The 12867-nt window shown below is 50.2% G+C and carries 6 protein-coding genes; 3 read left to right on the top strand and 3 right to left on the bottom strand.

The genetic code is table 11. The annotated features are described in order from the left end of the window. Positions 1-73 precede the first annotated feature (73 nt). Entirely contained in the window at positions 74-682 is a 609-nt protein-coding gene (locus tag A7K91_RS25025; RefSeq protein ID WP_068687211.1) for a GNAT family N-acetyltransferase, read from the bottom strand. 355 nt (positions 683-1037) lie between these two features. Further along, positions 1038-2426 carry an S-layer homology domain-containing protein gene (locus A7K91_RS26905; RefSeq protein ID WP_068687210.1) on the bottom strand — a complete coding sequence of 463 codons (1389 nt, stop codon included), beginning with the start codon at positions 2424-2426 and terminating at the stop codon, positions 1038-1040. A gap of 256 nt (positions 2427-2682) precedes the next feature. Here A7K91_RS26905 and A7K91_RS25015 point away from each other — a divergent pair, with 256 nt between their 5' ends. The 3 genes from A7K91_RS25015 (at position 2683) to A7K91_RS25005 (ending at position 4857) form a co-directional block, all read left to right on the top strand. Further along, positions 2683-3579: a manganese catalase family protein gene (locus A7K91_RS25015; protein ID WP_068687209.1), complete on the top strand. Its 897-nt coding sequence runs from the start codon at positions 2683-2685 to the stop codon at positions 3577-3579. A 163-nt stretch (positions 3580-3742) separates the two neighbouring features. After that, positions 3743-4393, top strand: coding sequence for a TraX family protein (locus tag A7K91_RS25010; RefSeq protein ID WP_068687208.1), 651 nt, complete (start codon positions 3743-3745; stop codon positions 4391-4393). Positions 4394-4638: 245 nt separating this feature from the next. Further along, a complete protein-coding gene (locus A7K91_RS25005; RefSeq protein WP_068687207.1) occupies positions 4639-4857 on the top strand; it encodes a hypothetical protein in 219 nt (72 codons plus the stop codon). Between the two features lie 241 nt (positions 4858-5098). Here A7K91_RS25005 and A7K91_RS25000 read toward each other — a convergent pair whose 3' ends face one another. Next, the gene (locus tag A7K91_RS25000) at positions 5099-12856 is read right to left on the bottom strand and encodes an immunoglobulin-like domain-containing protein (RefSeq protein WP_068687206.1); all 7758 of its coding nucleotides are present in this window, start codon (positions 12854-12856) and stop codon (positions 5099-5101) included. Positions 12857-12867 lie beyond the last annotated feature (11 nt).

Genomic DNA, 12867 nt, shown 5'->3' with positions numbered 1-12867 from the left:
TCCGCCGGGGCGAAGGCTTGATGCATCTCATAGGCTGCTACTGCTTTATTTTGGGGCATTTCCCCCACTTCTATCAAACGAGGCTTTTGACCATTCTGAACATCGACAAGGTTGGTTTATTGATTTCGCCCGTTACGCGGTACCCCAGCTTTTCATAAAGCTTGAATGCCCCGTGATTATCGCGAACAACGGTTAAGGAGCTTTTACTGTAGCCCTGCTTCCGGGCGATTTGTTCAGCGTGATTGATCAGCAGCGAGCCAACTCCAAGTCCTCTGCTCTCCGGCATGGTGGCCAATGTTCCAATATGGAATTCATCCTCATGCCCTTCTTTTAACGTAAGGAGCGAAAAGGCTTCTGCGGGATGAAGCAGATGGTAGCCGATCAGTCCCCAATTGCGAGCGGACAGCAGCTTTTTAAAGGTTGGCCATGCCAGGCGGTTAGCCAAAGTGATGGGGTAACAGGTGACCATTCCTAGCGTTTTTCCTCCAAGTTTCGCTTCATGAGCATAGGCATGACTGAATCGGTTGCTTTCTCCCTGCCAAAGCTTTCCCAGCGTTTGCTCCACGACGTTCTCTTCCCTGGTGCCTGCAAGAGCATAGGCCATGCGGCCAAGCGCCATGCGATTGAGCCTGCTCCCCGCCAATGTTGTGCGATCTGCCCGTTCAATGTAAATGTTCTCCATCTCCATCACTCCTTGTCTCTGTTGTTTGTGTTTTGTTGAATTTGGCTATTTGGGGCTGTAACGGTCAACGATGACCAGCAGGTCCTAGCCATATCTGACGGCCAGGCTAAGTGACCGCTGACTGGTGACTGGTCTGGCAACTAATACAAAATATTTTGATATATTTATATATCATTTGATAAAATTATAAATCAAAAATAAACTAAATGCAACATCATTGTTTGTTAGTGACGATATAGCAAAAAACCGCATTTCCCAGAGGAAATGCGGTTGAATGAATCGTTCGTTTCCAAAAACTTAGTTACCTAACTGGGAGATCCTGACTTAATCGTAGTAAGAATCAGCATAATGTCCATTATGGTATTTCATAGGGCGGTGTGCCAGGTATGGGCGGGTAAGTTCCAGGAGTGCCTGGATAATCAGTAGGCGGAGTTGAATTGATTACAACTTGGAAATCAATCCAGCTGCCATCCGAAATCAATTGTCCTCCTGCCTGATTGGACATTTCCTTAAAAATAACGCGAATGGTTTGCCCATTCTCAAAAGGCTGCTCCGAATGCAGCCCGTGTATGCCTACAACAGGCTCGGAGGAAGCACTATCCCAATAGTATCCCGTTTGATTTGTTAAAGAGATTTCCGTTGTTGTTGAGTCAGTAGATATGACCTGAATTGAACGAATAAACTCTGTTATCACGACATTGGAACTTGCATATTCCGAATTTAAATCGCTATGAAAAGCAATGGTCAAATAACCGCTCTCCGGCATAAAATTCAGCACACGAGCTGTCTCTGCCTCCAGTTCAGATGGAGACGTGCTGGTCGGGCTTGTAGTTGGCTCCGGGCTATCTGTAGCCGTTGATGAAGGCATTGGCGACGACGTTTCAGTTGCTGTTGGCGTCGGCGTTGTCACTGCGGTTCCTGTTGGTGTCCATACAGGAGTGCTTGTTGGCGTCGAAACCGGCGTGCTCGTCGGCGTCTGAGTCGAAACAGGAGCGCTTGTTGGCGCTGGGGTCGGTACAGGTGTGCTTGTCGAGGTTGCCGTCGGGGTTGCCGTTGGCGATGGCGATACCGTTGGGGTTGCCGACGGCGTTGGCGACGCCGATGCTTGAGTCTCATAGACGGCTTTGGCCTCATAGGCTCCCATTACCAGCAAATCGCGGGTAGCGTTTGTTTTGCCTCCGAATTGTCCATCGGCATTGCCCTGAAGCAACTTCAGCTCCAGTGCAAGAGCGACATAACCTTTTGCCCAATCGGAAACCGTGGAGTCGTTTAAACCAGGAGTAGAGGACACCTTGTCTTCTACGCCAAGTCCTCTGACAAAAAATGTGGCAAGCTGTTCCTTGGTCACCGTACCTGCCGGATTAAACTTGCCGTCGCCCACTCCGTTGGTGATGCCAGCTTTTTTGACGGCTTCAATAAACGGAAGCGCATAGCCATTAGCAGTGTCATCAGCTTTAACATCGCTGAAGCTTGATGTTTTGACATTGGCATCCACTTGAAGGCCAAAAATCAGCGCTGCAACCTTGGCAAATTGGGCGCGGTTCATCTCATCCTTCAACCCAAAAGTGGTATCGGAGACTCCATCAAAAATTCCCGCATTTATCATTGCGTCAAACTTTGCTTTTGTAGCTGCGTCCAAATCCTTCAAATCCGCAAAATCGGCTGAACTCTTCGCCAAAACCGGGATTATTGATCCCGAAGCGATAAGTGCGGCAGCTAAAATGGTCAGCAGCCATTTTTTCATTGTACCCATCCCCTCTATGCCCCTTGTTTAATGAATTACATCTTTATTATCGGTACGCGCAAGACAGAGAATTATAGAGAAATCGAGCATCGCAATGATTTTTTTCACATCAAAATAGGCAAAACGGCAATTAATTTCCAGCCTCTCCCTTTTCAAAGCCATTGCATGAATTCCTGCGCTTTCGCATAGGCATAAATAAACAATTTCTTCCCGGTTGCTTTATGGCGCAATTGGAAACGAAAGCGGGGATATAATTATGTTTTTAAGAAAAAACAGGCTGCAGGTTGAATTGCCGCCTTCGCCTTATGCAGACGCCAACGCCGCTGCCGCGGTTCAGGAATTGCTTGGAGGAAAGTTCGGCGAAATGTCAACCCTCAACAACTACTTATATCAATCCTTTAATTTTCGCGGCAAAAAAAAGCTCAAGCCCTTCTACGACCTGGTATCCAGCATTACCGCGGAGGAGCTTGGGCACGTAGAGCTTGTGTCCAATACGATCAATATGGTGCTGACGGGAACGACCAGTCCCGGTGATCCCGATTCCACCCCTCTGCGCCCTGGCCTCGACAAACGCAACAGCTATTTTTTCATCGCAACCGCACAAACCTCGCTGCCCGGCGACTCCATGGGGCGGGCCTGGACCGGCGACAATGTATTCAGCAGCGGCAACCTGGTGCTGGACCTGCTTCATAATTTTTTTCTGGAATGCGGCGCGCGCACGCACAAAATGCGGGTGTACGAAATGACGGACCATCCCACTGCAAGAGCAATGATTGGCTATCTCCTTGTACGAGGCGGCGTGCATGTTTTGGCTTATGCCAAAGCGCTGGAGGTTGCAACAGGCGTGGATATGAAAAAGATGATACCCATCCCCAATCTTAGCAATGAGCATTTTGAAACCGCCCGCAAATTTGAAGCGATGGGTCTTGGCAATAAGCTGTATACATTTAGCCCCGAGGACTATCGGGATATTGCCTTGATCTGGAACGGACAAAATCCGCTAACCGGCGCCAAGCTAGAGGTTATTCAGGGTGCGCCCGAAGGCGCGCCGATTCCCGACCTTGAAGAATTGCCAGAGGAATTTGCCCCTGGAATTTCTCAGGAGGATTTTATGGAAATTGCGAAGCGTCTTAAACAAAATGCAGGGTTATAGCGATATTCCCCTCAAAGTAAAGAAGAAACTACGATAGCCTCACGGATGGCCGCCAGCTCTCCAAGCACCCTCAACCTCGGACGCCTACACCGCGCTTCGGGGTTTTCGTGCTCCCCCCTCGCCTGTGCTATACTTGGTTAAAAAGATTGGATTGAGGGATTGTATGCAGCTTTTGGCCATGATTACCATGCTGATTGACCACGTCGGGTATGTCTGGTTTCCGAATGATGCTGTATGGCGCATTATCGGACGAATCGCTTTGCCCCTGTATGCTTACTCCATCGTTATCGGCTACAAACGGACGCGCGATATCAATAAATATATGATTCGCGTAGGCGCTCTTGCGCTCATCTCGCAGCTCCCCTACATGTATGCATTTGATACCAGCGAAGTTAATGCGATTGGCACGTTGTTTGTTTGTCTCCTGGCTCTTGTGCTGACAGACCGCCTTCGGGGCAAATTTGTGCTGCAGGTTTTGCTGCTCGCGGGTCTGACCTTATTTATGGAAGTTATCCCCTTTGATTACGGCGCCTACGCACTTCTTCTTGTGCTTATTTACCGCTATGCGGGCGTGGAGCTTATGGCTTTAATGCATTTGCTGCTAAATATTGCCGCATGGCTATATACGAGCGGCGGCTGGACGCTTCAGTTTTTCAGTCTTTTCCCGACTCTGCTGCTCGTTTACGCGCCTGAGTTTTTGAGGGGATTGGATAAAGTCAAAATACCAAGAATGCTCTGGCGAAGCTTTTATCCCGCCCATCTTGCCGCTATTGCCATATTGTACTTCGTATTAAATGGTCATTTTATCCAATAAAAATACGACATGTTTAAAAACCCCATGGCAGGTTTAGTATAGAAAAGATACTTATTTCCCAATAATGATTAAGTAGTTAATCATTATTTGCAGCGCCATTCTTACCCGACTTTTCCACCTGTTTTTTCGGGAAATAATTTGTTAGGAAAGTATAAGTAAAGTAAACAATATCCTGACGAGTGCTTCATAAGGTGCTAAAATGTTCCCGCTATAATAAGGAAAACAAAGTCGGAGGTGATGTTGCCATGATGCGAATTATAACCTTCAAAGATCGCTCCGTTCCGGTTTATTTCAAGCAAGAAGGAACAGCATCAGTTGAATTGCTTCATCATAAATTGTACGAGATGGAACTTGATTTTTCGTTCCGGAAAAAGTGGAAAAGAATCAAATCCGTAGAAATGGTACGCGATGTCGCCATCTTCCAATACAATGACGGAACAAAGCTTTATCTGGAGGTCAGCTAAGAACAAACATCAAGACTTGGTGCAGCCTTGTCTCTATATCGCTTGCTTTATCTCTCTGGCATCAGCCAATGGGATAGGCAAGCGTTTTTTCATTCCAGTCAAAATAAAAATCCCTTACATTCGACATTGCATCGAACATAAGGGATTTGCTCCATAGCTTATCACCTGCTTGCTACTGAAAGACACTCATTAGCTTGCTTTGCTTGCCGTACTTGCCATGGCAAGCCAGGCGGACCCGTAATCACGCTTCAATCAATCCCGCCTGAATTAGCAATCTCCGGGCCATCGCGGCTGCTTCCGCTCTAGTAATCTCTTCTTTTGGAGCAAGACGATTGTCCGAGCGGCCGGATACGATACCTGCTTGCACCGTTTCTCCGGCAGCCTGCTTGGCCCAATTCGACAGAAGCTGCATATCTGCAAAAGGAGCAAGCAGCGCTTCAGTCCCAGCTGTCTCCTCTGCCAGCGTGAAACCAGCCAGCCTCATGGCGCGCGCGATCATAACCATCGCCTGCTCCCTGGTGATGGATGCCTCCGGACGGAAGCTTCCATCGCCGTAGCCTTCAATCAATCCATAAGCTGACGCAGTGCTCACGCCTTCATAATACCAGCGATTTGAAGCAACATCGTCAAATGCCGGCAGGCCTTCTTCATGCTTCAAGCCTAATGCTCTTGTCAGCATGGCGGCAAATTCAGCACGGCTGACCTGGCGGCCTGGCGTAAATAAATCTCCGCCTGTGCCGTTAACCACAAGCCGGGATGCCGCGTCATTGACATGCGTCTTGCTCCAATGTCCTTCTACGTCGCCCATTTCAACAACGTTGTAGATGAGCGGGAATACACCGTCGTAAAAGCTGTTCACTGTAGCGTAGTAGACACCGTCCACGACTTCTACATAGGTTGGCGTATGGGCCATTTTGTCATGGCGATCCATATAAATGCCTGTCGTTATCGGCTTATTGCCCCCGTTGCCCGGCAGCTTGATCCGAAGTTTTCCGTATTGACCCAGCTTACCCGCATCGGTTTCCTTCCCGTTGAAAGTAAACGTAAGCTTGACCTCAACTGGAACGCCGACCAACTCCGCACCGTTATCCTTGATCAGCTTGCGATATTGCTCCAATGCTGTAGAATCTACCCGTGATAGCTTAATCTGAACCGCAATGTCCTTCAAGGCCGCAGAGCTGCCAAGAGTATTCCGTATAGCTCCGAGATTAACACCGGAAGCTGGAAGCGTGTAGCTGAAGTCTTGCGTCTCTATAACAACCGTTGTTCCTTTATTCGCCATCCTGGACAGCAGCTCCGCGTTCAGCGACAGCTCGACATTTTCGCCGCTGTGAGGGTAGCTGATGATGACATTGCTGGCTTCTCCGGCTTTATCCAGCTCGGAACCGACCTTTTCGTTATCCAGGCTGATTTTGGCAGTGGCGTCATTTCCGTTTGTTGTTTTGACCACCGTCACAACGCCCGGAATCTTGGTGCCGTTAAGGATAACTTCAGCCTCTGGCTTAATCACGATTGGTCCGTTGCCGCTGCCGCCGTCTGAAGCTGCCTGATCTGCAAAACCAACAAGCTGGAATCGGCTAAACTTGTTAATTTCAAAGGAGACGGCAACCGGCACAGCATCCTGGTACACAATGATTGCCGATTTAAACTCCGTTGTATTGTCGCTATGCTCGATGTAAACAAACGGATTTTTCAAGAAGCTTGCCTTCTCTGCTGCCGACCATTCGCTCATTCCGCTAAGCGGGAGTTCAATCGTTGTTGCATAACCCGTAAAATTCGTTTCAATTTTTCTCGGAATTTCGCGTGAAACGATTCTTTTACCGCTAGCGGCCTGAACAACAAGGCGATCGGCCCCCAGCTTAGCCTGAGCCTCTGATTGCTCGGTAGCCTCCTTAACCGGCACAATGCGGAAGAACAAATCGGAAGCGGACGAACCGCTATTCCGTATCGCTTCACTCGACAAAATAACCGAGCCTTCATCCGTTGCAATTTCCAGCTTTCCGTTTCTGTCCGCAAGCGCCTGTATCGCTTCATAGGACAGCTCAACGGCAAATTCATCAGCTTTATTGCCGGCAGCAGCCTGGCGGATTTCAATAACAACTGTCCGTTCAGCCTCCGGCGCCAGCGGATTCATCGACTCCGTCAGTGCCTTCATCGAAGCGGCGCCGACAATAATGGTGTCGATTTCGGTGCCATCGCTAAGCGTTGTTCGATATATGGTGCTTCGCTCCACATTTTCGCTGCCCTCAGGTACAGAGGTAAGAGTCGCTTGGCGACCGGAAACCTGCCGTGTAGCGGCTTCCTCTTTGGAGACGCTCAAATTTTTAACCACCATCAGGAATGTTTTGGTGATGGAAGCATTACCTTTGGAGATGGTTGCTGTCAAAATAACATGCTCATCCCGTTTTTCAGGACGTGTCACATTCCCCTTCGCTTCCTCTCCTTCGCTGGAAACCGTAATAACGTTAGCTTTAGAGGAGGTCCATCTAATAGACGTACCGTTTAATCCTTCAGTGAGCATCAGGAATCTGGTTGTTACACTTTCCCAAGTGTCGCCCGGCGCAAAGGAAAATGCCGTGTCGATCGTCAGATGCTTTCCGGCTTCCTTCACATCCTCTTCGTCATTTCCGGCCATTTTGAGAACCTGGACAACAAATATCTTGGTTAACGTTTCTCCGGTACGCGTATCGGTGATGATTGCTGTCAACGTAACCACCGCATCAGCCTGATTGGCCTCAGGGCGGACTACCCGTCCCGTTGCGCTGACATTAGCGGGAATTGAAGACGTCCATTCCACGGTTGTATGCCCCGATGCTCCCTTGCGAGGGAAATACATAGCTTGCGTCACATGCTCTGCATAGTCCCCTGCGCTATACACAATGGCAAGCTGATCCAGGTCCTTCTGCAGATCGTCAGAGTCAGAAGAGATATCTTCAGCTTTAAGCTCTATCAGTTGGAAAGCCACTACTTTCCCCTCGGAATCCAGCTCGTACACGCCGATGTAGCGATTTTTAACAGAATCCACACCAGGAATAGGTTCTCCCGCAACATAAGGATCAATCGTCGGATTGGCAGGCCCGTTGTCGCCAATATTCGGAGTAGCAATAACAGTATCCGACACAACCGCTACCAGCTTGTTTCCAGCTCCTGCGTCAGGACCCGACAGCTTCGTTTCGCCCGGGTTGTCTCCCGGGTGCGGTGCAAATGGCGGGTTAAACACAGGGGCAGGCACTTCCTCTCCCCCTCCGCTATTCCCCTTCCGAATTTCATCAGGGTTAAGCACGATAAGCGTAAAACGGATTACCGTGTCGCTAGCGTCCACCTCGTAAATGCCGATATAGCGGTTAACCACAGGGTCTACGCCAGGAATATCTCCGCCCGCATACGGGTCGATAACGCCATCCCCTGCCGGTGCAGCTTCCCCGGTACGCGGCGTGGCAATTACTTCATTCGACACCTTCACCAGCACACGATTGTCTGGGCTCACTGAAGGAACAGGCACATTTGTGGTGCCTGGGTCCGTACCCGGCCCTGGCAGCGGCGCCGGTACAAAGCCCGGTACGCCTTCCTCTTCGCCTCCGTTTCCTCCTCCGCCGTCATTGTCACCCTTAATCTCATCCGGGTTCAAAACAATAAGCGTAAACTTCATGATTTTACCATTGCCGTTTACTTCATAAATCCCGATGAAGCGATTAACCGCCGGATCAACGCCCGGAATATCTCCGCCGGTGTACGGATCAAGCATGCCCGCTTCCGGAGTGAAGTCATCTCCGATCAGCGGAGTTGGAATAGCTGCGCTGGACACCTTCACCACTGCGCGGTTGCCAAGTTCAACAGGAACGGGCACAGGGAAAACCGTTGTGTCCGGATCTGCTCCAGGCTCGGGACGCGGCTTCGGCTGGAAGCCCGGCACTGGATCAGGTGTCGGGTACGGTTTGACATCGCCGTCCTCCAGCACGATCAGTTGGAAAGCAACCACCTTGCCGTCTCCATCCAATTCATAAATACCGATGTATCGTTTGCCCGCTGGGTCCACACCGGGAATAGGTTCTCCCGCAACATAAGGATCAATCGTCGGATTGGCAGGCCCGTTGTCGCCAATATTCGGAGTAGCAATAACAGTATCCGACACAACCGCTACCAGCTTATTGCCAGCTCCTGCGTCAGGACCCGACAGCTTTGTTTCGCCAGGGTTGTCTCCCGGGTGCGGTGCAAATGGCGGGTTAAACACAGGGGCAGGCACTTCCTCTCCCCCTCCGCTATTCCCCTTCCGAACTTCATCAGGGTTAAGCACGATAAGCGTAAAACGGATCACCGTGTCGCTAGCGTCCACTTCGTAAATGCCGATATAGCGGTTAACCACAGGGTCTACGCCAGGAATATCTCCGCCCGCATACGGGTCGATAACGCCATCCCCTGCCGGTGCAGCTTCCCCGGTACGCGGCGTGGCAATTACTTCATTCGACACCTTCACCAGCATACGATTGTCTGGGTTCACTGAAGGAACAGGCACATTTGTGGTGCCTGGGTCCGTACCCGGCCCTGGCAGCGGCGCCGGTACAAAGCCAGGTACGCCTTGCTCTTCGCCGCCGGTTCCACCGCCGCCATCATCGTCGTCCTTGATTTCGTCAGGGTTCAAAACAATAAGCGTAAACTTCACGATTTTACCATTGCCGTTTACTTCATAAATCCCGATGAAACGGTTGACCGCCGGATCAACACCCGGAATATCTCCGCCGGTGTACGGGTCAAGCATCCCCGCTTCCGGCGTGAAGTCATCTCCGATCAGCGGAGTTGGAATCGCTGAGCTGGACACCTTCACTACAGCGCGGTTGCCAGGCTCAACAGGAACAGGCGCAGGGAAAACCGTTGTGTCCGGTTCTGCTCCAGGCTCGGGACGAGGCTTCGGCTGGAAGCCCGGCACTGGTCCGGGGTCTGGATTCGGATTAACGTCTGCATCCCCCAGCACAATCAATTGAAAGGATACGACCTTGCCGTTGGCATTTAATTCATATAGGCCGATATAACGGTACACAATAGAATCAACGCCCGGAATCGGATCTCCCGAAACATATGGATCAATGGTCGGATTGGATGGACCGCTGTCTCCTACATTCGGAGTTTCAATCATCCGGTTAGCTACAACGACAACATGTTTATGCCCTGCAATCAGCTCCGGTATCATTATTTCAGCCTCTCCAGGTTTAGGACCCGGCATCGGATAGCATAGAGGATACGGTGTCGGCACAGGAACAGGGAATTCCGTCGGTTCCGGGTTCACGTCCTCCGCATCAAGCACAATAAGCTGAAAGCGGACAACCTTGCCGTCTCCATTCACCTCATAAAGGCCAATATACCGATACACAACAGGGTCTGCTCCAGAAATCGCATCGCCCGCTATATAAGGATCAATCGTTGGACTAGCAGGACCGTCATCACCCATGTCCGGTGTTGGAATGATGCGACTGGATACTACAGCAACCAGCTTGTTGCCTGCTCCGGCAGAAGGACCCGGAATCTCCGTGTCACCGGGATTATCGCCAGGCCTTGGGTCAAAAACTGGCTCGAAGCCAGGCGCTGGTTTAGGAGTAACATCCTCGAACTCAAGAACAATGAGCTGGAAACGTACCACTCCGCCGTCCCCGTCAATCTCGTAGATGCCGATATAGCGGTTCACAACGGGATCAACGCCAGGTATCGGATGACCGGACACGTATGGATCAATCGTTGGATTGGACGGTGCGGCATCTCCAAGGCTCGGCGTGGCAATTCGCGTGCTGGAAACAACCACCATCAGCTTATTGCTCGCTCCAGCCGAAGGACCGGTAACCTCCGTATCGCCGGGATTATTTCCCGGCTCAGGGTCAAAGCCCGGATCAAAAGCCGGCGCAGGCGATAGCGGCGCAATGGTATAAGCTTCCGACATGGCTGCACTATCCTTCATGCCGCTTTTTCTGGCAATGGCCAGAATCGTTGCTGCCTCACGCACAACAATTGGCGTTGAATACAATAAGCCGCTTTCGGCAGGATCGCTGCCATCGGTCGTATAATAAATCGAAGCTCCATCCGTTGTCGTTGACAGGGCTACTTTGCCGCCTTTTTGCAGCTCGCCCGATGATGGATTCGCGGAAGGCTTGGCCGCCGGCTCCAGTTCTGTTCTGAAGCCCCATACATTTGCTGCGCTAATGCCTGCAAATGCCGTTCCCGCGGCGTCAACAAAGGCCCCCGCTTCAATCGTGACATAATAAGCGCTGTTATAGGCCAACGTGTCGACATTTATCGTTGCGGTTTTTCCCGAAACGGATATGTTAGAGGTATCCCCTGCATCAAATGAATAAACAGGAGTTCCGTTTGCTGTCACAATTTTTATTGCTTTTCCTGCAACTGCTTGTACATTTTTGTTGAATGAAAGGCTAAGAGCGGCGTCAACAGGCTGATCCTGCTTGTTGTTGGCCGGATTATAGGCTGCCGCAAGCAGCGGGCCAGCCAGCGTTCCCGTCGTAAAGCTCCAGCTGTCATCGCTGATGCCCTCATAGGGAAGACTCACGCCATCAATCACTGTTCCTGGAGAAATATGGACTTCATAACTCGTTTCATAATCCAGATTTTTGACAGGATTAAGCGTCACACTTTGGAATGCCGTCGAAGGCAGATCGTTCCCGGTGAAGGTTTCAACAATTTCCCCATCCTCCTGCCGGACAATATCAATTTTCGCCGATCCTCGTGTGACCATTTCATTAAACTGTATAGTCAGGTCCGTATCCACTGGAACGCCGGCTGCACCCGGGGAGGGACTGAAGGCAACGGCTACAGGCGGCTTTTCGTCAAGCGTATAGTCATACAAAACGTATGTGGCGCTGGAACTGGTGTTTAGTATCGATAAATGAAGCTCTCCATTGCTTGAATATAATCTAGGAATAGGATTGCCGCTTGGCTGAACAGGGCCAAGCGGAAGCTCTACCCAAGCGCTGCCTGTCCAGCGAGCTGCCACAATTCTTCTTACTGAAGAGATTCTATCCATGTAAGTGCTATAAATCTCACCGTTATTTACAAAAAAGCTGGCATTTTCCTTGACCAGACTTCCTCCGACCTGCTCCCATACTGTTCCGTCATATTGATAAAGAGAGAGAACGCCGCCGTCAGTAACGGTTGCATATAATTTTTCATCAAATTGCGATAACGAGATCAAACGGTAGTTGCCGCTGTTGGGAATACCTGACCCTTCCTCCTCCAGCATTTTTTTCTGCCAGAGCCCGTCCTCCAGCATAAAAAACTGATAGGAAGGCAGATTTGCACCATTGGTCCTGTAATACACCGCATAGGCTGTTCCATTCAACACGCCAGCATTTATAATTCTTTCACCAGTTACAATAGGAGCAGATGTTAGACTGGTCATCTGCACGGTACTCCAGCTGTTTGTAGAGCTGTTATAGCGGCTTTCCCTGCTGTTTTGGCCATACGTATCAAGCAGAATAACCTCGCCATTATTCACAATCAACTGGTACAACTCATTCAAATAATAACCGGGAATTGAATTTCCCAGCTTCGTTTGCGTTCTCGCAAGCAGGTTGTATTTGTACACGTTTATTTGACGATCCTGGGTAGTTTGGGAATTATAGGTGTAGGTTGCGCCATAGATATAACCATCCTCGACAACAACATCAACCCCCGAAAAGGTGCGATTGTTTCCTTCTGTATTCCAACCAACAGTGTACGTCCACCTTCCACTCCCTGTGTATTCATATAATTGTGCATTATTTGAAAACACCAGGACGGCGTAAGACTTGCCATTATTTCCTTGGATCACTCTTGCACTGCTCATATTGTTCATTTGGCTGTTGGTAAATCCGCTATAGCTCCAGCCGCCAGCTGCGCTTGCATCGACCCTCTTCGGCGTCAGCGCAAGTCCGGAGACAACGATGAGCATGGCCATCGCGGCAAGCAACGTCCGTTTGAAGAGATTTCGAACATGGCGCTTGCCCGATTCATTTTGCTTCATTTCATATTCCT

The organism is Paenibacillus oryzae (assembly GCF_001675045.1).
GTDB classification, from domain to species: domain Bacteria; phylum Bacillota; class Bacilli; order Paenibacillales; family Paenibacillaceae; genus Pristimantibacillus; species Pristimantibacillus oryzae.
This window is presented reverse-complemented; position numbering and strand designations above follow the sequence as displayed.